The 22,068-nt window shown below is 69.3% G+C and carries 20 protein-coding genes; 5 read left to right on the top strand and 15 right to left on the bottom strand.

Annotated elements, in window-relative coordinates:
- Nucleotides 1–77: 77 nt before the first annotated feature.
- Nucleotides 78–518, top strand: a complete 441-nt coding sequence (locus tag LIG30_RS22070; protein ID WP_038715480.1) for a flagella synthesis protein FlgN — start codon at nt 78–80, stop codon at nt 516–518.
- Nucleotides 519–563: 45 nt separating this feature from the next.
- Here the strand turns inward: LIG30_RS22070 and LIG30_RS22065 are convergent, their stop codons facing one another.
- From LIG30_RS22065 to LIG30_RS22050, 4 genes are read right to left on the bottom strand one after another with little or no spacing between them, the layout of a single operon-like run.
- Nucleotides 564–1,808: a multifunctional CCA addition/repair protein gene (locus LIG30_RS22065; RefSeq protein ID WP_038715479.1), complete on the bottom strand. Its 1,245-nt coding sequence runs from the start codon at nt 1,806–1,808 to the stop codon at nt 564–566.
- Nucleotides 1,805–2,452, bottom strand: a complete 648-nt coding sequence (locus LIG30_RS22060; protein WP_038715477.1) for a glutathione S-transferase family protein — start codon at nt 2,450–2,452, stop codon at nt 1,805–1,807. Before LIG30_RS22060 ends, LIG30_RS22065 begins: the two co-directional genes overlap by 4 nt.
- A gap of 38 nt (nt 2,453–2,490) precedes the next feature.
- Complete coding sequence (locus LIG30_RS22055) at nt 2,491–3,450, bottom strand: complex I NDUFA9 subunit family protein (RefSeq protein WP_038715476.1); 960 nt, start codon at nt 3,448–3,450, stop codon at nt 2,491–2,493.
- A 58-nt stretch (nt 3,451–3,508) separates the two neighbouring features.
- Complete coding sequence (locus tag LIG30_RS22050; protein ID WP_038715475.1) at nt 3,509–5,461, bottom strand: lytic transglycosylase domain-containing protein; 1,953 nt, start codon at nt 5,459–5,461, stop codon at nt 3,509–3,511.
- Between the two features lie 8 nt (nt 5,462–5,469).
- Between LIG30_RS22050 and LIG30_RS22045 the strand changes: the two genes are divergently transcribed.
- Entirely contained in the window at nt 5,470–6,075 is a 606-nt protein-coding gene (locus LIG30_RS22045; RefSeq protein ID WP_051995133.1) for a 5-formyltetrahydrofolate cyclo-ligase, read from the top strand.
- Nucleotides 6,076–6,147: 72 nt separating this feature from the next.
- Here the strand turns inward: LIG30_RS22045 and LIG30_RS22040 are convergent, their stop codons facing one another.
- Nucleotides 6,148–8,322, bottom strand: coding sequence for a tetratricopeptide repeat protein (locus LIG30_RS22040; RefSeq protein WP_051995132.1), 2,175 nt, complete (start codon nt 8,320–8,322; stop codon nt 6,148–6,150).
- A 134-nt stretch (nt 8,323–8,456) separates the two neighbouring features.
- Nucleotides 8,457–8,969, bottom strand: coding sequence for a winged helix DNA-binding protein (locus LIG30_RS22035; RefSeq protein ID WP_038715474.1), 513 nt, complete (start codon nt 8,967–8,969; stop codon nt 8,457–8,459).
- Nucleotides 8,970–9,118: 149 nt separating this feature from the next.
- Between LIG30_RS22035 and pxpB the strand changes: the two genes are divergently transcribed.
- From pxpB to pxpA, 3 genes are read left to right on the top strand one after another with little or no spacing between them, the layout of a single operon-like run.
- A complete protein-coding gene (pxpB, locus tag LIG30_RS22030; protein WP_038715473.1) occupies nt 9,119–9,775 on the top strand; it encodes a 5-oxoprolinase subunit PxpB in 657 nt (218 codons plus the stop codon).
- The gene (locus LIG30_RS22025) at nt 9,772–10,842 is read left to right on the top strand and encodes a biotin-dependent carboxyltransferase family protein (protein WP_038715472.1); all 1,071 of its coding nucleotides are present in this window, start codon (nt 9,772–9,774) and stop codon (nt 10,840–10,842) included. The genes pxpB and LIG30_RS22025 overlap by 4 nt, the downstream gene beginning before the upstream one ends.
- A 52-nt stretch (nt 10,843–10,894) precedes the next feature.
- Nucleotides 10,895–11,659, top strand: coding sequence for a 5-oxoprolinase subunit PxpA (pxpA, locus tag LIG30_RS22020; protein WP_038715483.1), 765 nt, complete (start codon nt 10,895–10,897; stop codon nt 11,657–11,659).
- Between the two features lie 536 nt (nt 11,660–12,195).
- On the opposite strand, the gene LIG30_RS22015 is transcribed toward pxpA, so the two are convergent.
- From LIG30_RS22015 to LIG30_RS21975, 9 genes are all read right to left on the bottom strand, one after another.
- Nucleotides 12,196–13,344: a TraB/GumN family protein gene (locus LIG30_RS22015; RefSeq protein ID WP_038715470.1), complete on the bottom strand. Its 1,149-nt coding sequence runs from the start codon at nt 13,342–13,344 to the stop codon at nt 12,196–12,198.
- On the bottom strand, nt 13,337–14,350 hold the full coding sequence (locus LIG30_RS22010; RefSeq protein WP_038715467.1) for a peptide ABC transporter ATP-binding protein: 1,014 nt from the start codon (nt 14,348–14,350) through the stop codon (nt 13,337–13,339). The genes LIG30_RS22015 and LIG30_RS22010 overlap by 8 nt, the downstream gene beginning before the upstream one ends.
- A complete protein-coding gene (locus LIG30_RS22005; protein WP_038715465.1) occupies nt 14,347–15,390 on the bottom strand; it encodes an ABC transporter ATP-binding protein in 1,044 nt (347 codons plus the stop codon). Before LIG30_RS22005 ends, LIG30_RS22010 begins: the two co-directional genes overlap by 4 nt.
- Before the next feature lie 74 nt (nt 15,391–15,464).
- Entirely contained in the window at nt 15,465–16,382 is a 918-nt protein-coding gene (locus tag LIG30_RS22000) for an ABC transporter permease subunit (RefSeq protein ID WP_038715463.1), read from the bottom strand.
- Between the two features lie 3 nt (nt 16,383–16,385).
- Nucleotides 16,386–17,396, bottom strand: coding sequence for an ABC transporter permease subunit (locus LIG30_RS21995; protein WP_038715462.1), 1,011 nt, complete (start codon nt 17,394–17,396; stop codon nt 16,386–16,388).
- 118 nt (nt 17,397–17,514) lie between these two features.
- Entirely contained in the window at nt 17,515–19,143 is a 1,629-nt protein-coding gene (locus LIG30_RS21990) for an ABC transporter substrate-binding protein (RefSeq protein ID WP_038715460.1), read from the bottom strand.
- 196 nt (nt 19,144–19,339) lie between these two features.
- Nucleotides 19,340–19,651: a high-potential iron-sulfur protein gene (locus LIG30_RS21985; RefSeq protein ID WP_038715458.1), complete on the bottom strand. Its 312-nt coding sequence runs from the start codon at nt 19,649–19,651 to the stop codon at nt 19,340–19,342.
- 170 nt (nt 19,652–19,821) lie between these two features.
- A complete protein-coding gene (locus LIG30_RS21980) occupies nt 19,822–20,931 on the bottom strand; it encodes an NAD(P)/FAD-dependent oxidoreductase (protein WP_038715456.1) in 1,110 nt (369 codons plus the stop codon).
- 64 nt (nt 20,932–20,995) lie between these two features.
- On the bottom strand, nt 20,996–21,976 hold the full coding sequence (locus LIG30_RS21975) for an AAA family ATPase (RefSeq protein WP_038715481.1): 981 nt from the start codon (nt 21,974–21,976) through the stop codon (nt 20,996–20,998).
- Nucleotides 21,977–22,068 lie beyond the last annotated feature (92 nt).

Below are 22,068 nucleotides of genomic sequence, written 5' to 3'. Positions count from 1 at the left end.
GCCGGCCCGATCGGGCCGGCAGGCACCGATAGACGGCGCGCGGATCGTCCGCGCGCCGGTGGATTGAGCGAGAAGCGATGAGAGACGAGCTGCTGGCCACGGTCAATGACGAACACGCGACGGTCGAAGCCTTCGCGTCTCTGCTCGCCTATGAAGAGAAGGCGCTGACGACGCCCGAGCCGCTGGAAATGCTGCCCGGCATCGTCGAGAAGAAGACCGAGCTGCTCGACAAGCTCGCGAATCTAGAGCGCACGCGCGACGCGCAACTGGGCGAGCTCGGCTTCCCCGCCGGCAAGAAAGGCATGGACCAGGCCGCCGAGCGCGACGCCCGCCTCGCCAGCCACTGGCAGCTGCTGCAACAGTCCGCCGAGCGGGCTCGCCAGGCCAACGCAAACAACGGCATGCTGATCCGCATCCGGATGGACTACAACGAACGCGCGCTCGCGGTGCTGCGCGCAGCGCCCGCGCAGGTCGGCTTCTACGGGCCGGACGGCCGGGTCGCGACGCTCGTGCGCTGACGCGGCGGCCGCCCGCACGCGCCACCGCCCCTCCCGCCACACCCCTCACTCGTCGCTGACGCCCGCCGCCAGCGCGACGGCCTGAATCCGCGCGCGATGCACCGCGTCCTTGATGCGCGCCGGATCGTCGCCGAGCGTGCGCGCGATCGCGCCCGCATCGACGCTGCGCGCCGCCACGAGCGCCTCGCGCAACCGCTCCGCCTGCGGATACGGCTGCACGGCAAACCCGAGCCGGCCGCGCGCGTCCGCTTCGCACGCCTGCACCACCTCGGCGAAGCGCGCCGGCTTGCGCAGCGCGTCGGTGCGCTCGAACAGGCGCACCAGCGCCGCCGCCCCGAATTCCATCACGCGATGCAGATTGCCATGCTCGCGCGCGACGACGAGCGCGAGGTCGCGGCACTCGTTCGGCACCCGCAGCCGCTCGCACAGCGGCTTGAGCAGGTCGACGCTGCGCCCCTCGTGGCCGATGTGGCGCGGCAGCACGTCGGCCGGCGTGGTCGCCTTGCCGAGATCGTGCGTGAGCGCGGCGAACCGCACCGCCAGCGAATAGCCCTGCTTCGCCGCGTGATCGACGACCATCATCACGTGAACGCCCGTATCGACTTCCGGGTGATAGTCGGCCCGCTGCGGCACGCCGAACAGCGCGTCGATCTCCGGCAGGATGCGCGCGAGCGCGCCGCATCCGCGCAGCACCTCGAACATCCGCGACGGCCGCGCCTCCATCAGCCCGCGCGCGACTTCCTGCCAGACGCGCTCGGCGACGAGCGCATCGGCCTCGCCCGCGTCGACCATGCGCCGCATCAGCGTGTTCGTCTCGTCGGCGACGGTGAAGTCGGCGAAACGCGCGGCAAAGCGCGCCACCCGCAGGATTCGTACCGGATCTTCGACGAACGCGTCGCTGACGTGGCGAAAACGCCGCGCGCGCAGGTCCGCCTGGCCGTCGAACGGATCGATCACCGGCCCGATCAGCGCGCCGCCCGGGCTCACCTCGCGCGCCATCGCGTTGACCGTCAGGTCGCGCCGCGCGAGATCGTCCTCGAGCGTGACGTCCGGCGCGTAGTGGAACCGGAAGCCGTGATAGCCGGCCGCCGTCTTGCGCTCGGTGCGCGCGAGCGCATATTCCTCGTGGGTCTCCGGATGCAGGAACACCGGAAAATCCTTGCCCACCGGCTTGAAGCCCTGCGCGGCCATCTGCTCGGGCGTCGCGCCGACCACGACGTAGTCGCGGTCCTGCACCGGCACGCCGAGCAAGGCGTCGCGGATCGCGCCGCCGACTGCGTAGACATTCATCGCGTAGGCTCGTATTCGGGGATCACGTGCGTCTCGCGGCGCGCGCCGTCGATCCACTGCTGCACGGCCGGCAGCGCGGTCACGCGCTCGACGTAGCCGCTCGCCTCCGGCGACAGGCCGGGCGCATAGGTGTTGAAGCGCATCACGACGGGCGCATACATCGCGTCGGCGATGCCGAATTCGCCGAACAGGAACGGCCCGCCCGACGCTTCGAGGCACGCGCTCCACAGCGCATCGATGCGCGCGACGTCGGCAAGCGCGTCGGGCGTCGCCCCCTGCCCCGGCAGCGATGCGCGCACGTTCATCCCCATCGCCGAGCGCAGCGCGGCGAAGCCGGCATGCATCTCCGCCGCGACGCAGCGCGCATGCGCGCGCTCGAGCGCGTCGGCCGGCCACATCGGATACTCCGGATGGCGCTCGGCGAGCGTCTCGGCGATCGCGAGCGAATCCCAGATCGCCAGCCCGTGATCGTCGATCAGGCACGGCACCTTGCCCGACGGCGAGTGTTCGAGAATGCGCGCCTTCGTATCGTCGCGATGCAGCTCGACGACGATCTCCTCGAACGGAATGCCGAAGTGTGTCATCAGCACCCACGGGCGCATCGACCACGACGAGTAGTTCTTGTCTCCAATGACGAGTTTCATGACGGGATTTCCGAAAAGATCCAGGGTGAGGAACAGGCTCAGCGGCGCGCGCGGAACCTGGCGAAGCGGGACCGCTGCGCGGCGTCGCCGAGATACGCCGGCGCGATGCTCTCGAGGCTCGCCGGCTCGATGCCGAGTTCCGGCGCGAGCGGGCCGGACAGCACGTTCGGCACCGACATCGACGCGAGATTGTCGCGCGTGAGCATGGGCTCGCCGGGCAGATGCTCGAACACGATCGCCTGCAGCCGCGCGAGCGCGTCGGGCAACCGGACGATCCGCGCCTGGCGGCCGACCAGCGCGCCGCAATAGCGCACCAGCGCCTCGAGCGTATAGACCGTCGGCCCGCCGAGTTCGTAGGTCTTGCCGCGCGCGGCGGCGAGATCGAGCGTGTTGACGATCGCCTGCGCGACGTCGCCGACGAACACCGGCTGGAACCGCGCGTCGGGCATCGCGAGCGGCAGCACCGGCAGCGCCAGCTGCAGGCTCGCGAAGGTATTGAGGAACGCGTCGCCGGGGCCGAACACGACCGACGGCCGGAAGATCGTCACGCCGAGCGGCGTCGTCGCGGCGACCGCGTGCAGCGCGGCCTCGCCGTCGCCCTTCGAGCGCTGGTACATGCTCGGGCCGTGCGAATCCGCGCCGAGCGCGCTCAGGTGCGACAGGCGCGGCACGCCCGCCTCGACGCATGCGCTCGCGAGCGCGGCCGGCAGCGCGACGTGCGCCCGCTCGAAGCCCGCGCCGTACGGCGTGCCATGTCCGTCGTGCAGCACGCCGACGAGGTTCACCGCCGCGTGCGCGCCCGCGACGAAGCGGGCCAGGTGGCGCGCGTCGAACCCCTCCAGCTCGACGATCTCCACCGGCAGCATCGCCAGGTGGCGCGCATGGTCGCGCCGCCGGGTGCCGATCCGCACGCGCTTGCCCGCGGCGATCAGCGCGTTCACGAGACGGCTGCCGATGAAGCCGGTGCCACCCAACAGCGCGACGGTCTGACGGTCCATGGTCGTGGCTCTCGAAAGGACACTGCCGCGTCTCGCGCGGCAGTGTGCAGGTTGCGGGTCAGGGCGAGATGGTGCCCAGGCGCTTCTTCAACGACTGCGGCTTGCCTTCGAACAGCGCCGCGTAATAGGTGGTGTTCGACAGCACGTTCTTCACGTAGTCGCGCGTTTCGTTGAACGGAATCGTCTCTGCGAAGATCGCGCCTTCCACCGGCTGCGTCAACACCTTGCGCCACTGGCGCGGACGCCCCGGCCCGGCGTTGTAGCCGGCCGTCGCGAGCACCGCCGAACCGCCGAGCGACTGGTAGGTGTCGGACAGATACCAGGTGCCGAGCTGGATGTTGGTGTCGATGTCGTGCATCTGCGCGCGCGAGATCGTGCCGAGGCCGAGCCTCTTCGCGACGAGCTGCGCGGTGGCGGGCATCAGCTGCATCAGGCCGCCCGCGCCGACCGACGAGCGCGCGTTGGTGACGAAGCGCGACTCCTGGCGGATCAGCCCGTACGCCCATTCGACGTCGAGGCCGGTCGACTGCGCGTAGCGCTCGACGATGTCGCGGTACGGCGACGGATAGCGCAGCGAGAAATCGTGCTCGGCCTTCGTGCGGTCGGCGGTGTTGACCGTGCGGTCGAGCAGGTCGACGCGCTTGCCGTATTCGGCGGCGGCGAGCAGCTGGCGATCGGTCATCCCGCGCAGCGGCCAGTTCCACTCGCGGTTGCCTTCGAGGCGCAGGTTCAGCGCGTAGAAGCGCTGCGCGAGCGCGAAGCCCGGCACCTTGCCCATCGCGTTGATCTCGTCGTCCGTGACCGCGGTGCGCGGCGGCACCCGCGTGCGCTGCCCCAGCTCCTCGCCCGCGAGCTGGCCATAGAAATTGAACTGGGCGGCGATCTGCTCGAACTCCTGGTTCGCCTGCAGCGTGTCGCCGCTCTGCTTGAGCGCGCGCGCATGCCAGTAGACCCATGCCGGGTCGTTGCGCAGCGACGGCGGCATCTGCTCGACCGACCAGCGCACCATCGGCCAGTCGCCGACCAGCAGCGCGCTGCGCGTGCGCCACTCGTATGCGCCGCTGGACAGCGGCGCGCTCGACGATTTCTGATACCAGACCGACGCGAGCGGCGAGCGCTTCAGTGCGCCCTGATAGCCGATCATGCCCCAGCCGATCGCCTGCTCGGTCTTGGTCAGCGACGGCGCGACCGACGCGAAGGTCGACGCGGCCATGTCCGGATCGTTGCGCGCGATGCGGCCGATCGCGAGCAGCGCGAGCTGATGCGACGCGGCATCGGCGCCGACGCCGCGCGCCAGGTAGAGCGGCGGCGCGCCGGTCGCCTGATCGAAGCCGGCCGGGCGCGGGCCGAGCGCATCGAGCATCTTGCCGCCGAGCGTCGTGTAGTTCTGCTCGAATGCGACGCGCACCTGCTGCCAGACGTCGTCGCTCGTGAACTGCTGGTTGACCGTCAGCGCGGTGACCAGGTCGACGCACGCGTCGCCGTAGTATTTCGGCTCGGTCAGCAGCGCGCGGGCCGCGTCGGCGACGTTCTCGCCGCGCGCGGCGCGCGACTCGAGCGCATAGCACTTCACCTGCGTATCGTCGTCGAGCACGAAGCGCTTGTACTGCTCGTCGAAATTGCGCCAGTCGTGGCGCGCGCCGAGCACCAGCAGGTAATCGTTGCGCATGCGGTCGGCGATCGCCTGGCCGTCATAGCGCTGCAGGAACGACAGCACCGGCGCGTCCGGCGCGTCGGTGCGCGCGCGGCCGCTCGAATCGAACAGTTGCGGCTTGATCTGGAAATACTCGAGATACGACGACACCGGGTAGCTCGGGATCGTCGCGGCGAGCTGCGCGGCCTTCGCCGCGTCGTTGCGGCGCGCGGCCTCGCGCAGCTGGATGAAGGTCTGGTCGTCCCCGGAAAGCGTGTCGTCGGCAGGCGCCGCGCACGCCGCCGTGCCCGTGACGAGCGCGGCCGTGGAAAGCGTCAGCGCGACCGCGCGATATACTCGAAAAAGGCTGTTCGACATCGTTATGAATGGAGCACGAAGTGAGCGAAAGCATAGCACGCAACCCTTTGCCCGAACGGAAGCAGGCGCTGCGCCGTGCGCTCACGCAAGCCCGCCGCGACGCGCAGGCGCAGCCCGGCACGAACGCCGCGCTCGACGCGCACGTACGCGATTTGCTCGATCGCGTCGCGCCCCGCACGGTGGGGTTCTACTGGCCGCTCCCGGGCGAATTCGACGCGCGACCGGCGGTGCTCGCATGGTGCGCGCGAGGCGATGGACGGCAGGCGGCGCTGCCGGTGATCCGCGAACAGCGCACGCCGCTCGAGTTTCATGCGTGGGACGCCGCCACGCCGATGCGCGACGGGCATCACGGCATTCCCGAGCCGGCGTCCGGCAAGGTCGTCGTGCCGGACCTGCTGCTGATCCCCTGTGTCGGCTTCGACCGCCGGTTGTTCAGGCTCGGGTATGGCGGCGGGTATTACGACCGCACGCTCGCCGCATGGCCGGCGCAGACGCCGCCGGTCACGGTGGGGGTCGCGTACGAGGCGTGCCGGGTGGATGCGCTGCCGGCCGAGGGACACGACCTCGCGATGCGATGGGTCGTCACCGAGGCAGGCATCCATCAAGGCGTGTGACGGCTTCGGCGCATTCCTCGCGCCCGGCCCTTCTGGCGGCCGGCGCCAGCCCGTTATTGGCGTGAACAGGCGCTAGCGGCCGGCTGCGCCCGCATGCGCGGCGTCGTGCGCCGCGAATCTCGCCGCGCATGCGCCGCGCACGCGCTCGGCAAGCATGAGCCAGCTTTCGCCGCGCACGCGGCGGAACACCCGGACGGTCTGCGGATACCATGGCGAATCGTCGCGCGCGTGCATCCAGCGCCAGTCGACATCCCGGTCCGGCAGGAGCACCCAGCACGGCGTGCCGAGCGACGCGGCCAGATGCGCGGTCGACGTGTCGACGCAGACGACGAGATCCAGTTGCGCGACGATCGCGGCCGTGTCCGCGAAATCCTCCACCTCCGATCCGAGGTGAAGCAGCGGGAGTCCGTTCGGCGGGTCGCGCGCCTCGTCCTCGCCCTGCCCTTTCTGCAGGCTCACGAAACGTGCGCCCGGCACGTTCCAGAGCGGCGCGAGCGTCGTCAGCGAAGGCAGCGAGCGGTTCGCGTCGTTGTGATGCAGCGGATTGCCCTTCCATACGAGCCCGATCCTCGGTCCCGGCGCCAGCGCGTCGAGCCGTGCGCGCCAGCGGGCGACGCTCGCCGGCTCGGGAGCGAGCCGCAGCGGCGGCGGAATCGTGTCCACGGTCGTGCCGACATGCAGCGGCGCGCTGAGCAGGCTCGTCCAGCAGTCGAACCGCGACGAGCCGGCCATCGCATCGTCATGATCCAGCACCGCATCGACGCCCGCCACCCCGCTCATCAGGCGGCGCAGCGGCGGCGCACACGCGAACGCGACGTGCGCCGCGCCCCGCGCCTTGAGCATCCCGAAATAGCGGCCGAACTGCAGCATGTCGCCGAGGCCGTCCTCCTGCCAGACCAGCAGCGACTTGCCGGCGAGATCCTCGCCCTGCCACTGCGGGCAATGCAGCAGCGTGCGCGTCGTCATGTGAACGAACGCGGGCTGCACGTAGCGCGACTCGTAGAGCCGCCATCCCTCGTCGAAGCGGCCGAGGCCGAGCAGCAGCACGGCGAGGCCGAAACACGCATCCCCGTAATCGGGATGCAGCGCCAGCGCCTGCCGGTAGGCGGCCTCCGCTTCGGGCTGGCGGCCGAGCAGCCCGAGCGTCACGCCGAGGTTGTAATGCGCCTCGGCCAGCGCCGGGCGCAGCGCGCGCGCGTGCTCGAAGCTCGCCAGCGCGTCTTCTTCGCGGCCGAGCGCGCGCAGCACGCAGCCAAGGTTGTTGTGCGCGTGCACGAGGTCCGGGCGGCAGCGGATCGCGTGCCGGTAGGCCTCCTCCGCTTCCGCCAGGCGATCGAGGTTGTGCAGCGCGATGCCGAGGTTGTAGTGCGCTTCGGGATGGTCCGGGCTGTGCGCGATCGCCTGCCGGCATGCCGCCTCCGCTTCGGACAGACGCTTGAGGTCGACCAGCAGCGCGCCGAGGTTGGCGTGCGCCTGCGCATAATCGGGGCGGATGGCCAGCGCGAGCCGGCACGCGAGCTCGGCCTCGGCGAACCGGCCGAGCGACTTCAGCACGCCGCCGAGGCTGTCGAGCGCTTCCGGAAACTGCGGCCGGATGGTCAGCGCCTGGCGGTAGGCCGCGTCGGCATCGTCGAGGCGGCCCAGCGCCTCGAGCACGTTGCCGAGCCGGTGGTGCGCGTCCGCGTGGTCGGCGCGGGCCGCGACCGCCTGCCGGTAGGCCGCCTGCGCGTCGTCCAGCCGGCCCGCGTCCTGCAGCGCGATGCCGAGGTGATAGTTCGCGTCCGCGTGGCCGGGCTCGAGCGCCAGCGCCTGCCGGAACGCGGCCTGCGCCTCGGCGCGCCGGCCGAGATCGTAAAGCACCGCGCCGAGCAGGTCGTGAAGCACCGCCCGGCCCGGATCGTGCGCCACCAGCGCGCGATAGATCCGCTCGGCTTCGGCGAAACGCCACTGCGACATCAGCAATGCCCCCAGTCCCTGCCAGGATTCGTCGAAATCGGGCGCCGCGCCGATCGCGTGCGTCCAGCACGATTCGGCCAGGGCGGGCTCGTCCAGGCCGAGCGCGCAGACTGCCGCGATGTGCCACGCCCGCCCGAGCAATGCCGGGTCGGCCGTGCCCGCGTCGAGGAGCGGCGCGACGATCGCGCGCGCGGCGGCAAAATGTCCGCTTTGGCAGAGCGCCGCGGCTTGCTGGATGGGGTTCGTGTCCACGAGAGTCGGTGTCGGATGGGGCGCGGGGAGAAGCGGCATGCAGCTTACCGAATCGGCACGCGCCCCGGTCACGCGAATTGAGCGTGCCGCGCCGGGCAATTCGGCGGATTACCGCTGCGCCGTAACGGAATCGCCGCAATTGCGGCGATACACTTCGATGCGTGGATCGCGGACTACAGCGACGCCGCCGCCCGCGCGGCCGTGTCGTACAGCCCGGACGCATGGCGCAGCAGTTGCGCCGCGTCGCCGATCTGTTCGTTGGTGAGGCCGCTGTCCTTCAGCGTCTCGATCAGGCAGTGCTCGCGCACCTCGCGGTATTTCAGGCACAGGTCGCGCCCGGCCTGGGTGGCGGAAAAGAACACTTCCTTGCCAGTCTTTTCGCTCTTTACATATCCTCTGGCTACGAGCTTCTTCAACGCGTAAGTCGCAACGTGCGTATCCTCGATGTTGAGCACGAAGCAGATGTCGGCGAGCTTCTTCTTGCGCTCGCGATGGCTGACGTGATGCAGCAGCGAGACTTCGACCGCCGTCATGTCCTTCGCGCCCGCCGCCGACATGCAACGGACCATCCAGCGGTTGAACGCGTTGCCCGCCATGATGAGCCCGTATTCGAGCTCGGACAGCTCGGCGCTCGCGTCGGAAACCAGATGTTCGGAAGAAACGAATCGAGTCGGGTGAGGCTTCATGGCACAGGCGGCACGGGATCGGAATCGGGGTCAGCGAAGTGTACGTCAGAAGCCGCTGACCGCCAGCTAGGCATAAACGCTTATTGGTAAATTATCGATATTTTATTGACAATGTACGCCACCACTGCACCGCGACGCGACTCCGACCAATGACGCCTCCACGCCTCTACCCGTTTGGCGAATCCGCACTCGTCTGCGAAGTGCCGCCGCCCGCCACGCTCGACTGCCAGCGCCGCGTCTGGGCGGTCGCGGCAGTCGCGCGCGGCTGGCCGCACGTCGTCGACGTCGTGCCGGGCATGAACAACCTGACGATCGTGTTCGATCCGCTCGCGACCACCGCCGACGCGTTGACGCCCGCGCTGCTCGACGCGTGGGAGACGACCACTGCCGACGCCGCCGGCGGCCGCGAGGTCGAGATCCCGGTCGAATACGGCGGCAAGGCCGGCCCCGACCTGCAGGCCGTCGCCGCGCACACCGGCCTGCCGGCCGACGAGGTGGTCGCCCGCCACGCGGCCGGCGAATACATCGTGTTCTTCGTCGGCTTCAAGCCGGGCTTCGCGTATCTGGGCGGCCTCGACGCCGCGCTGCACGTGCCGCGCCGCGCGGCGCCGCGCCTCGAGGTGGCGGCCGGGTCGGTCGGCATCGGCGGCGCGCAGACCGGCATCTACCCGACAGCCTCGCCTGGCGGCTGGCAGTTGATCGGCCGCACGTCGAGCGTGCTGTTCGACGCAGCCCGGCAACCGCCGACGCTGCTCCTGCCGGGCGACCGGGTGCGTTTCACCATTGCGGGAGTCCACGCGTCATGAGCCACTGCAAAGCGCCAGGCAGCATCGAGGTGGTGCGGGCCGGCCCGTTGTCGACGGTCCAGGATCCGGGGCGGCGCGGCTCGCGCCATCTCGGCGTCGCCCAGGGCGGCGCGCTCGACGGCCTCGCGCTCGAGGTCGGCAACCGGCTCGTCGGCAACCGCCCGGACGCGGCGGCCGTCGAGATCACGCTCGGCCCCGCCGCGTTCCGTTTTCCGCGCGCGACGCGCATCGCGATCACCGGCACCGAATTCGGCGCGGCGCTCGACGGCAAGCCCGTGTATTCGTGGTGGAGCCTGCCCGTCGAAGCCGGCCAGACGCTGACGCTGTCGGTCGCGCGGCGCGGGATGCGCGGCTACCTGTGCGTCGCGGGCGGCATCGACGTGCTGCCGGTGCTCGGCTCGCGCAGCACCGATCTCGCCTCGCATTTCGGCGGGCTCGGCGGCCGCGCGCTGCGCGACGGCGACCGGCTGCCGGCCGGCGTGCCGCCGGCGAGCGCGCCGCGCTGCCTCGCGCCCGATGCGCCCGAGTTCGGCGTCAAGGCGCCGGCCTGGTGCGCGTTCGTGCGCGTCGACGAGCCGGCGCGCCGCCCCAGGAGCGCGCATGCGCCATGGACGATGCCGGTGCGGGTGCTGCCCGGCCCCGACTACACGTCGTTTTCCGCCGCGTCGCAGCAGGCCTTCTGGGATGAGGAGTGGCTCGTGACGGCGAACAGCAACCGGATGGGGTATCGCCTCGCCGGCGTCGAATTGATGCGCGAGCGGCCGGTGGAGCTGCTGTCGCACGCGGTGCTGCCCGGCACGATCCAGGTGCCGCCGAACGGCCTGCCGATCGTGCTGATGAACGATGCGCAAACCACGGGCGGGTATCCGAGGATCGGCACCGTGATCCGCGCCGACCTGTGGAAGCTCGCGCAGGCGCGCCTGAACCTGCCGATCCACTTCGTGCGCGCGACGCCGGAGATCGCACGGGACGCGCTCGCCGCCGAGCGCGCCTACCTGCGGCAGATCGACGTCGCGATCGCGATGCGCGAGGAGGCGCGCCAGCGCTTGCAGTCGCAGGCGGCCTGACGTGGAACGGGCGGGCGCCGCCTGCGCCGCGCAACATGTGCACGAGTACATCATGGAAATCGATCTGAATGCCGATCTCGGCGAAGGGTGCGGCGCCGACGAGGCGCTGCTCGGTCTCGTCACGTCGGCGAACATTGCGTGCGGCTGGCACGCGGGCGGCGCGGGCACGATGCGCGAGTGCGTACGCTGGGCCGTGCAGAAGGGGGTGGCGATCGGCGCGCATCCGAGCTTTCACGACCCGGAGAATTTCGGGCGCCAGGAGATGCGGCTGCCGGCGGACGAGATCTACGCGGGCGTGCTGTATCAGCTCGGCGCGCTGTCCGCGATCGCGCGGGCCGAGGGCGGCCGCGTCGCGCACGTGAAGCCGCACGGCGCGCTGTACAACCAGGCCGCGCGCGATCCGCTCGTCGCGGAAGCGGTGGTGGCTGCGATCCGCGATTTCGATCCGTCGCTCGCGGTGTTCGGCCTCGCGAGCAGCGTGCTCGTCGACGCTGCACGGCGCGCGGGGCTGGTTGCCGTCGAGGAAGTGTTCGCCGATCGCGGCTACCGCGCGGACGGCTCGCTCGTGCCGCGCAGCCAGCCCGGCGCGCTGGTCGACGACGAGGGCGAGGTCATCGCGCGCACGCTCGACATGGTGCGCGAACGGCGGGTGCGCGCGGTCACCGGCGAGTGGGTACCGCTCAACGCGCAGACCGTCTGCCTGCATGGCGACGGCCCCCATGCGGTGGCATTCGCGCAGCGCATTCGCGCGGCGCTGGAGGCGGCGGGGGTCGATGTGATCGCGCCGCCCCACTGCGGCGACGTCTCGCAGTCCTGACAATCACGCTTCGTACAAGAAAAAAGCGCCCTAAAGGCGCTTTTCCGTAGATTTCTTCCGCTACCCGACGCACCACCGCTACGGCTGGCGCGTCGACATGGAAGCCGTCTGGCGACGGCACCGGAAAACCCGGTTCCTGATCGAGAAACGTCCACCGCCGCCCGATGCTGCTCCCCCGGTTGGACGGCAAGTCGTGCTGGTCTGCAAGTCTGCCCGCATGCGATGGACGTTCGACGATGGTTGGCCCCGTCGTGCATGCCGCTATCGCGCAGCCGGCACGTCATGCACGTGCCGGCAACGCTAACCCCGCGCTGTTTTTTTGCTTCCCCGTAGAACTTAATCTTTGTTTTCAATTTTTCAAACTTGTGGGATGAAGAATAGGTTCGCCCCCAACCGGATGTCAATCGTTTCAAACACTGCTTACCGACGAATCCCGGGTTTTCCTGATCCACACGTACATCGGTGCGGCGCGCACGCAACACATGTTCCGGCAATCAAACGGGGAGCGATCTATAGACGGTGAAAGGGCCACACCGTCAGCTCGCATCGACCCTGTAGCCTTGCTCCCGTAACAATTCGAGCACGCCCCGTCGGCCGCCGAGATGCAGCGCGCCGATCGCGACGAACAGCGGCCGGTTCGGCGCGGCAAGCGCCGTCATCCGCGCGACGAAGCGGCGGTTGCGCTCGTACAGGATCTTGTTGTCGATCGAATGGGACACCGCTTTCGAGCGCGCGAGGCGCTCGGCCTTCACGGCCGCCCACGCGGCGAGCGCGTCGGCGTCGCCGATGCGCCACAGCCGGTGCAGCGCCTTCACGTCGGCGGCGTTCTGCGCGGGCGTCTGCGCCATGTCCTGCGCGAGCATTTCGCGCTGCTCGGCCAGCGTGAGCCCGGTGAACGCGCGCATCTGCTCGGCGAGCGTCTCGAGCCCCACCACCTTGCCGCCGCGCTTCTTCAGGAACACGTTCTGCAATTGCGCCTCGGTGCCGTACTCGGTCTGCAGCCCGGCCAGCAGCGAATCGTAGGTTTCGACGACGAGCGCGGCAAGCCACGGCCGCATCTTGCGGATCTCGGCGAGCGCCGCCGGATTGCCGCGCAGCCGGTTCGCGAGCTGCTGCCACAGCGCGGCCGGCAGCAGGCGCGGCAGGCACGGGTAATTGCAGATGCCGTATTTCGACACGTCGTCCTGCGATTCGAGCAGGTCGTCCGGCGACAGTTCGAGCGCGAGCGTCGGCGACGCGGCCAGCGCGGCGAGTACCGGCGGGCGGAACGGCTGCGCGGGCGGATAGTCCGCCGGGTCGCCGGTGTGCAACGTGCCGAGCAGATAGAGCGTCACCTTTCCCTTGGTCGCGACGTAGAACGGCATCCGTGCAGGCTGCACGCGCACCGCGCCGCTCGCGACCGTGCCGTTCGACGTGGCCGGCGATGCGTGAAAGCCGGGCAGGCTGACGCGGGGCTGGGGCATCTGCGCCGGATGGAGCGGCGCCGTCGCCGGCGGGCTCCGTTCCGCACGCACCGCCTGCGCGGGCATGCACACGCCGGCCGCCGCGCACGCGCCGGCCAGCGCCGCGCCGGTCACGGTGCGCACGCCCCAGCGGCGAGCGTTGCAATACGCGCGGCGCATGCGCGTACCGCCGAAGCACCCTCGGCGCGCCGTCGAATCGCGCGCCGCCGACCCTTCAGGCATTCGCCTCCCCCACCTCCTCCGCGCGATGACAGGCAACGCGCCGTCCGTCGACGTCGCGCAGCACCGGCTCCTCGACACGGCAGCGCTCGACCGCATACGGACAGCGCTGATGGAACGCGCAGCCCGACGGCGGATTGAGCGGCGACGGCATCTCGCCCTGCAGCTTGATCTGCACGCGGCGGTCTTCCTCGAAGATCGCGGGCGTCGCGGACATCAGCGCACGCGTGTACGGATGGCGCGGCCGCGCGTAGATCGTCGCCTTGTCGCCCAGCTCGGCGACGCTGCCGAAGTACATCACCATCACGTCGTCCGCGACGTGCTCGACGACCGCGAGATTGTGCGAGATGAACACGTAGCTCGTGCCGAACTGCTCCTGCAGGTCCATGAACAGGTTGAGGATCTGCGCCTGGATCGACACGTCGAGCGCGGACACCGGCTCGTCGGCGACGACGATCTGCGGATCGAGGATCATCGCGCGCGCGATCGCGACGCGCTGCCGCTGGCCGCCCGAGAACATGTGCGGATAGCGTTTCGCGTGCTCGGGGCGCAGGCCCACCGTGCGCATGATCTGCGCGATGCGCTCCGCGCGCTCGGCGGCGCCCAGCCTGGTGTTGATCGCGAGCGGCTCGGCGAGCGTCTGCTCGACAGTCTTGCGCGGGTTGAGCGACGCGAACGGGTTCTGGAACACCATCTGCACGCGGCGGCGCAAGTCGGCCAGCGTCTGCCGGTCGGCGCGGGCGACGTCGCGGCCGTCGATCGTCAGATGGCCGGACGTCGGCGTCTCGATCATCGTCAGCTGGCGCGCGAGCGTGGACTTGCCGCAGCCCGACTCGCCGACGACGGCGAGCGTCCTGCCGCGCTTCAACGTGAACGACACGCCATTGAGCGCCTTCACCGTGCCCTGGCCGAACATGCCGCGCCTGACGGCGTAGTGCCGGGTCAGCGCGTCGGCGACCAGCACCGCGTCGTCGTGCGGCGTGCGCGGCGTTTCGTGGACAGCATTCATCGCGGCCTCCTGTCGGGCGACGCTGGCGCGTTGACGCTTGCGCCGCGCCCATGCAAAGCAGTCGGGTCAGGGTTGGACAGATTGAGCGGCATGATGCAGCGCGCGCGCATCGCGTCGTTGCCCGGCACCAGCGCGGCGAGCGCCGGCCGCGCGTCGCGGCAGGCGTCGACCGCATACTTGCAGCGCGGCGCGAACAGGCAGCCGGACGGCCGATCATCGCGGCCCGGCACCATGCCCGCCAATGCGGCAAGGCGCCGCGCCCCCTTGTTGTGCTCCGGGATCGCCGCAAGCAATGCTTCGGTGTACGGATGATGCGGCGACGCGAAAATATCCGGCACGCGGTTGGTCTCGATGATCTCGCCCGCGTACATCACCGCGACGCGCTGCGCGACCTCCGACACCACGGCGAGATCGTGCGAAATCAGCACGAGCGCCATCCCGCGCTCCTTCTGCAGCGTCACGAGCAGGTCCATGATCTGCGCCTGGATCGTCACGTCGAGCGCGGTGGTCGGCTCGTCCGCGATCAGCAGCTTCGGGTTGCACGCGACCGCCATCGCGATCATCACGCGCTGGTTCATCCCGCCCGACATCTGGTGCGGGAACGTGTCGATGCGGTTCTTCGCGTCGGGGATGCCGACCTGGTCGAGCAGCGCCAGCGCGCGGCGGTTCAGCGCGTCGCCGCGCAGCCCCTCGTGCAGCTTCAGCACCTCCTTGATCTGGTAACCGACCGTGTAGCTCGGGTTCAGGCTCGTCAGCGCGTCCTGGAACACCATCGCGATGTCCTTGCCGACAATCTTGCGCCGCGCCTTCGGCGACGCGCTCAGCAGGTCCACGCCATCGAACGTGATCTCGTCGGCGGTCACGATGCCCGGCGCGTCGATCAGGCCCATCAGCGCCATCATCGTCACGCTCTTGCCGGAACCCGATTCGCCGACGACGCCCACCACCTCGCCCGGTGCGATCGACAGGTCGATCCCGTCGACGGCGGGCAGGCCGTTGAAATCCACCGCGAGATTGCGGAGGGTCAGAAGGTCGGTCATAGGTGTCCTCGCCGGGCCGCCCCACGCGGATTCACGGCCCCTCGGGGGGCAGCGGGCATTGGGGATCGTTTCATTTACGCCATCCGTTTCAGTTTGGGATCGAGCGCGTCGCGCAGCCCGTCGCCGAGCAGGTTGATCGCGAGCACCGAGATCAGGATCGACAGGCCCGGCATCGTCACGATCCACCACGCATTGTCGATGTAGTCGCGCGCCGACGCGAGCATCGCGCCCCACTCCGCGGTCGGCGGCTGCACGCCAAGGCCGAGGAAGCCGAGCGCGGCCGCGTCGAGGATCGCCGACGAGAAGCCGAGCGTCGCCTGCACGATCAGCGGCGCCGTGCAGTTCGGCAGCACCTGCGAGAACATCAGGCGCGGCGTGCCGGCGCCCGCGACGCGCGACGCCGGCACGTATTCCTTCTGCAGCTCGCCGAGCGCCGACGCGCGGGTGAGGCGCACGTAGCCCGGCAGCGCGACGATCGCGATCGCGAACATTGTGTTGGCGAGGCCCGGGCCGATGATCGCCACCACCGCGACCGCGAGCAGCAGCGACGGCAGCGCGAGCAGCACGTCCATCACGCGCATCACCGGCGTGTCCGCCCATTTCTGGAAGAACGCGGCGACGAGCCCGAGCACGATGCCCGGAATCAGCGCGAGCACGACCGACACGAAGCCGATCCAGAACGACATCCGCGCGCCGTACATCAGGCGCGAAAGGATGTCGCGGCCCGCTTCGTCGGTGCCGAGCACGAAGCGCCAGTTGCCGCCTTCGAGCCAGGCGGGCGGGATCTTCACGTAGTCGCGGTATTGCTCGATCGGGCTGTGCGGCGCGACGAGCGGCGCGAACAGCGCGACCAGGATCAGCGCGAGCACGACCGCGCCCGCGCCGACCGCGCCGCGGTTGCGCGAGAAGTTGCCCCAGAATTCGCGCAGCGCGAGCGCGCGGCCGCCGACCGGCGCGGTCTCGCGCGGCATGGCGTTTTGCAGGTTGCTCATGATTTACCTCGTGTGGCGGATGCGCGGATTCAGCACGCCGTACAGCAGATCGACGGCCAGGTTCACGACGATCACGAGCGTCGCGATCAGCAGGATGCCGCCCTGGACGACCGGATAGTCGCGCCGGCCGATCGCGTCGATCAGCCACTTGCCGACGCCGGGCCACGAGAACAGCGTCTCGGTCAGCACCGCGCCGGCGAGCAGCGTGCCGACCTGCAGGCCGATCACGGTGACGACCGGGATCAGCGCGTTGCGCAGCGCGTGCACGACGATCACGCGCGCGGGCGACAGCCCTTTCGCGCGCGCGGTGCGGATGTAGTCCTCGCGCAGCACTTCGAGCATCGACGAGCGGGTCATCCGCGCGATCACCGCGAGCGGGATCGTGCCGAGCACGATCGCCGGCAGGATCAGGTGGCTGACCGCCGACTTGAACGCGCCTTCGTCCGGCGCGAGCAGCGCGTCGATCAGCATGAAGCCCGTCACGTGCGGAATCTCGTATTCGACCGCGATGCGCCCGGACACGGGCGTCCAGCCGAGCGTCGACGAGAACACCATGATGAGGATCAGGCCCCACCAGAAGATCGGCATCGAGTAGCCGGTCAGCGCGGTGCCCATCACGCCGTGATCGACGACGGTGCCGCGCTTGAGCGCCGCGATCACGCCGGCGGGCAGCCCGACGGCGAGCGCGAAGAACAGCGCGCACATCGACAGCTCGACGGTCGCCGGGAAGCGCGCGAAGAACTCGCCCGCGACGCTCGTATTGGTGATGATCGACGTGCCGAGGTCGCCGGACAGCGCGCGGCCGATGTAATGGACGTACTGCACGGCCAGCGGCTGGTCGAGCCCGAGGCGTTTCATCGCCTCCGCGTGCATTGCGGGATCGACGCCGCGCTCGCCCATCATCACTTCGATGGGGTCGCCCGGTATCAGATGAATCAGCGCGAACGCGAGAATGGTGATGCCGATGAAGGTCGGGATCACCATGCCCACGCGGCGCAACACGAATCGGAACATGGTGCGTCTCGTGAATTCGGGTGGGAAATGTGCGACCGGCGACGAGGAGCGCATGGCCCCTCGTCGCCGGATCGTGTCAGGCCGGTCTTCTCAACGGCAGTAGCTTACGCCTGCTTCGTCACTTCATGCCGACACCGTCGAAGCGCGCATAGCCGAGCGGCTCGATGCGCATGTCGACGACGTTCTTGCGCACCGGCTGGTAGACCGTCGAGTTCGCGATCGGCGAGAACGGCAGTTGCTGCGCGAAGATCTGCTGCGCCTGCGTGTAGAGCTTCGTGCGCGCGTCCTGGCCGGTCGTCGTGCGGCCCTTCTGGACCAGATCGTCGAACGGCTTGTAGCACCACTTCGAGAAGTTGTTGCCCTTCACGGCCTCGCAGCCGAGCAGCGTGCCGAGCCAGTTGTCCGGGTCGCCGTTGTCGCCGGTCCAGCCGATCAGCATCGTGTCCTGCTCGCCCGCGTGCGCGCGCTTCATGTACTCGCCCCACTCGTACGTGACGATCTTCGCCTTCACGCCGATCTTCGCCCAGTCGGCCTGGATCATCTCGGCCATCAGGCGCGCGTTCGGGTTGTACGCGCGCTGCACCGGCATCGCCCACAGCGTGATCTCGAAGCCGTTCGGGAAGCCGGCCTTCGACAGCAATGCCTTCGCCTTCGCGGGGTCGTTCGGCACCGCCTTCAGGTTCCTGTCATACGACCATTGCGTCGGCGGCATCGGCGCGGCCGCGGCCTGGCCCGCGCCCTGATAGACGGAATCGATGATTGCCTTCTTGTTGATCGCCATGTCGAGCGCCTGGCGCACCTCGAGCTTCTCGAGCGGCTTGTGCTCGACGTTGTACGCGAGGTAGCCGAGGTTGAAGCCCGGCTGCGACGGCATGTCGACGCCGCCATCGGCCTTCAGCGTCGCGATGTCCGCCGGACGCGGGTAGCTCATCACCTGGCACTCGTTGCGCTTGATCTTCTGCACGCGCACGCCCGGATCGGGCGTGATCGAGAAGATCAGCTTCGACAGCTTCACCTCGCCCTTCTTCCAGTAGTCGGGATTGCCGTCGAAGCGGATCGTCGCGTCCTTCGTGTAGCTGCGGAACACGAACGGGCCGGTGCCGATCGGCTTCTGGTTGAGGTCGGCGGCCTTGCCCGCCTTCATCAGCTGGTCCGCGTATTCGGCCGACAGGATCGATGCGTATTCCATCGCCATGTTCTGGATGAACGGCGCGTTCGGCTCGGACAGCGTGAAGCGCACGGTGTACGGATCGACCTTCTCGATCTTCGCGATCAGCTTGTCGAGGCCCATGTCGGTGAAGTACGGGAACGACACCGGGTACGCCTTGCGGAACGGCTGGTTCGGATCGAGCATGCGCTCGAACGTGAACACGACGTCGTCCGCGTTGAATTCGCGCGTCGGCTTGAAGAAGTCGGTCGTGTGGAATTTCACGCCATGCCGCAGATGGAAGGTGTAGACCTTGCCATCGGGCGACACGTCCCAGGCCTGCGCGAGGCCCGCTTCGACCTTCGTGCCGCCGCGCTCGAATTCGACGAGACGGTTATAGACGGTGAATGTCGCGGCGGTGAAATCGACGCCGGTGGTGTACTGCGCGGAATCGAAGCCCGCCGGACTGCCTTCTGAGCAGTAGACGAGCGTCTTGTTCGGGATCTGCGCGAACGCAGTGCCCGTGATGCCGAGCGAGGCCGCTGCCACGCCTGCGATGGCGGTAACACGCAAGGCGCGCAACAGACGGTGATGTTCCATGTTTCCTCCAGGTCTCCGGTCTGAACCGGCCCCGGGGGGCCGGCGTACGCGGATATTACTTGAGCTTTGGACAACGGAACAAGTTGAAGAAAATGCCAATGCAGACAGCCCGCGAACCGATTTCAGGCAATAAAAAACGCCTGCCGTCCATCGACGGCAGGCGTTCTCTCGGTTCCTGCGCGACGCGGCGCCCGCGTCACGCCTTTTTCGTGAACGCGTTGCACCAGCCCTTCGACGACACCTGCTTGCCCGGAAACGCGGCGCACGGGCCCGAGGCCGCGCCCGGCTTGCCCTGGTACAGCATGCACATCGCGCACGCCTGCCCCGCGGCGTACTTCGGATACTTGGCCTTGTCGACCTTCGTGGCGTCCGCCCGATAGCCGAGCGCCTGCGCGGCCGGATCGCTCTCCGAGAGCATCGGTGCGTCAGCCAGCGCGTCACGCGACAGCGCCAGCGCCGATACGACGCCGACGCTCGAGATCAGGAAACTCCGACGGGATGTTTTCATGGGGACTCGCTCCAACGTTATCGGGTTGAAGGCTGCGCGCGACGCAGCCTGTCAAAAGCATACGCCCCGGACATGCGGATGCGCGTCCCCAGATTCCCTAGGGCCTGTTCACGCCAATCCGGGCCGCAGACAGGCGAGGGATGCACCGGCGGCGGCGGGCGCCGCCGCCGTCAGCTGCGCGAGACCATCTCGCCGACGCGCTGCGCGAGCGCGAGCGACGCGGTCAGCCCCGGCGACTCGATGCCGAACAGGTTCACCAGCCCGCGCACGCCATGCTGCGCCGCACCCTGCAGGACGAAGTCGGCGGCCGGCTCGCCGGGCCCGGCGAGCTTCGGCCGGATGCCCGCGTACGCGGGCTGCAGCGCGTCGTCCGGCAGGCCGGGCCAGTATGCGCGGATCGACGCGTAGAACCCTTGCGCGCGGGCCGGATCGACGTCGTAATTCGGCGTGTCGATCCATTCGACGTCCGGGCCGAAGCGCGCCTGGCCGGCGAGGTCGAGCGTCAGGTGCACGCCGAGCCCGGCGCGGTCGGGCATCGGGTAGACCAGATGCTTGAACGGCGAGCGCCCGGACAGGCTGAAATAATTGCCACGCGCCAGATACAGCGGCGGCACCCAGCGCGGATCGAGCCCGCGCGTACGGCGCGCGAGCGCCTGCGCGCCGAGGCCCCCGCTGTTGATCACGCACCTCGCCTCGATCTCGGTCGGCGCTTCGCCGCCCGTACGCACGACGAAGCGCTCGCAACCGACCACCTCGATCGACTCGACCGGCGATTTCAACGCGCACATTGCGCCGCCGCGCTCGGCGTCGCCCAGCAGCGCGAGCATCAGCTGGTGGCTGTCGATGATGCCCGTGCTCGGCGAGAACAGCGCCTCGACGCATTCGAGCGCCGGCTCGAGCGTCTGCGCCTCGACGCGCGACATCGGCATCAAGTCGAGCACGCCGTTTTCCTCGGCGCGCGCGGCGATCGCCTTCAGTTGCTTCACCTGTGCCGCGGAGGTCGCGACGAGCAGCTTGCCGACCCGGCGGTGCGGGACGTGATGCGTCTCGCAGAATTCGTAGAGCAGGTCCCGGCCCCGCACGCAGGCAAGCGCCTTCAACGAGCCGCTCGGGTAGTAGAGCCCGGCGTGGATCACCTCGCTGTTGCGCGAACTCATGCCGGTGCCGATCGCGTCAGCCGCCTCGAGCACGAGCGTCTCGCGGCCGCGCGCGGCCAGTTCACGGGCAATCGCGAGCCCGACCACGCCCGCGCCGATCACTACGCAATCCGTTTGCTCCATGGTCATTCGAATCGAGAGAATGGATGACGATTGTACCTCTTGGCCAAAGCGCACGCGACCGGCGTCAGAAGCCGATCGGACGGCGTTTCGCGACGCCCTCGTCGGCGCGGATGTCACGCGCCTCGACCGCATCCCGCCCGTCGAGCCGGGCCGCGCCGAACGCGTGCAGCAGCGCGCGGCGCATCGTGCGCGGCGGCGTCGCGGCGAGCACGTCGAGCGCCGCGTCGCCGAGCGTCTCCGGAAAACGCCGGCCCCACGCGTGCGACGTGCGGATCTCGTCGTAGATCGTCTGCGCGATGCGCCGCGCGCCGGCCGCGTCGGGCGGCGCGATTTCGTAGACGTTCATCCGGTTCAGGATCGGTTCCGGAATCGCGTGCGCGTCGTTCGCGGTCGCGATCCAGATCACGTTGCCCGCGTCGATCGGCACCTCGGCGAATTCGTCGACGAACGCGCGCGCGGTGTCGTGCTCGAGCAGCGCATAAAGCGCGCCGAGCGGGTCGTACTGCGCGTCGCTGCCCGCCTTGTCGATCTCGTCGACCGCGATCACCGGGTTCGCATAGCTGCCGTTGACGAGCGCGTCGAACACCTTGCCCGGCTTCGCGTTCTTCCATTGGGACGACGCGCCCGACAGCACCCAGCCCGCCGTCAGCGAACTCATCGCCACATAGTGATACGACGTGCCGAGCAGTTGCGCGAGCGCCTTCGCGAAATGCGTCTTGCCGATGCCCGGCGGCCCGAGCAGCAGAAGCGGCATCAGCTCGAGGCGGTCGTCGGTCTCGAGGCACAGCGCGACCTGCTTGCGGACGTCGTCGAGCGGCTCCGCGAAATTCGGCAGCGCATCGTTCAGCGCGTCGAACGACGGCATCCGGTTCGGCTTCACGCAAAAGCGGAGATTGCCGGCCTTGAGCATCTTTTCATAGGTAGCGCGCAGCGCATCGCTCGCGCCCTCGTTGAGATCGTTCAGCGCCGTCTCGACTTGCTCCAGGTCGTACACCGTGCTGAACGACGCCACCGCCAGTTCCTGTTTCACCATCGCCGTCGTCATACCAACCTCGTCACCGCTTGCGCGCCGCCACATCAGACCCTTTCGATTTCAGTGTAGCGGGCCAAAACCCCCGCGCAAGCGGTGACGAGGTT

Origin of the sequence: Burkholderia sp. lig30, from assembly GCF_000687455.2 — a bacterium.
In the GTDB taxonomy this organism is placed as follows: domain Bacteria; phylum Pseudomonadota; class Gammaproteobacteria; order Burkholderiales; family Burkholderiaceae; genus Burkholderia.
Note: the sequence above shows the minus strand (reverse complement) of the source record. Positions and strands in the feature narration are given on the sequence as shown.

Coding starts and splice junctions, on each gene's coding strand:
- LIG30_RS22070 (WP_038715480.1), top strand. CDS start 78: ATGAGAGACGAGCTGCTGGCCACGGTCAATGACGAACACGCGACGGTC.
- LIG30_RS22065 (WP_038715479.1), bottom strand. CDS start 1,808: ATGAATGTCTACGCAGTCGGCGGCGCGATCCGCGACGCCTTGCTCGGC.
- LIG30_RS22060 (WP_038715477.1), bottom strand. CDS start 2,452: ATGAAACTCGTCATTGGAGACAAGAACTACTCGTCGTGGTCGATGCGC.
- LIG30_RS22055 (WP_038715476.1), bottom strand. CDS start 3,450: ATGGACCGTCAGACCGTCGCGCTGTTGGGTGGCACCGGCTTCATCGGC.
- LIG30_RS22050 (WP_038715475.1), bottom strand. CDS start 5,461: ATGTCGAACAGCCTTTTTCGAGTATATCGCGCGGTCGCGCTGACGCTT.
- LIG30_RS22045 (WP_051995133.1), top strand. CDS start 5,470: ATGGAGCACGAAGTGAGCGAAAGCATAGCACGCAACCCTTTGCCCGAA.
- LIG30_RS22040 (WP_051995132.1), bottom strand. CDS start 8,322: ATGCCGCTTCTCCCCGCGCCCCATCCGACACCGACTCTCGTGGACACG.
- LIG30_RS22035 (WP_038715474.1), bottom strand. CDS start 8,969: ATGAAGCCTCACCCGACTCGATTCGTTTCTTCCGAACATCTGGTTTCC.
- pxpB (WP_038715473.1), top strand. CDS start 9,119: ATGACGCCTCCACGCCTCTACCCGTTTGGCGAATCCGCACTCGTCTGC.
- LIG30_RS22025 (WP_038715472.1), top strand. CDS start 9,772: ATGAGCCACTGCAAAGCGCCAGGCAGCATCGAGGTGGTGCGGGCCGGC.
- pxpA (WP_038715483.1), top strand. CDS start 10,895: ATGGAAATCGATCTGAATGCCGATCTCGGCGAAGGGTGCGGCGCCGAC.
- LIG30_RS22015 (WP_038715470.1), bottom strand. CDS start 13,344: ATGCCTGAAGGGTCGGCGGCGCGCGATTCGACGGCGCGCCGAGGGTGC.
- LIG30_RS22010 (WP_038715467.1), bottom strand. CDS start 14,350: ATGAATGCTGTCCACGAAACGCCGCGCACGCCGCACGACGACGCGGTG.
- LIG30_RS22005 (WP_038715465.1), bottom strand. CDS start 15,390: ATGACCGACCTTCTGACCCTCCGCAATCTCGCGGTGGATTTCAACGGC.
- LIG30_RS22000 (WP_038715463.1), bottom strand. CDS start 16,382: ATGAGCAACCTGCAAAACGCCATGCCGCGCGAGACCGCGCCGGTCGGC.
- LIG30_RS21995 (WP_038715462.1), bottom strand. CDS start 17,396: ATGTTCCGATTCGTGTTGCGCCGCGTGGGCATGGTGATCCCGACCTTC.
- LIG30_RS21990 (WP_038715460.1), bottom strand. CDS start 19,143: ATGGAACATCACCGTCTGTTGCGCGCCTTGCGTGTTACCGCCATCGCA.
- LIG30_RS21985 (WP_038715458.1), bottom strand. CDS start 19,651: ATGAAAACATCCCGTCGGAGTTTCCTGATCTCGAGCGTCGGCGTCGTA.
- LIG30_RS21980 (WP_038715456.1), bottom strand. CDS start 20,931: ATGGAGCAAACGGATTGCGTAGTGATCGGCGCGGGCGTGGTCGGGCTC.
- LIG30_RS21975 (WP_038715481.1), bottom strand. CDS start 21,976: ATGACGACGGCGATGGTGAAACAGGAACTGGCGGTGGCGTCGTTCAGC.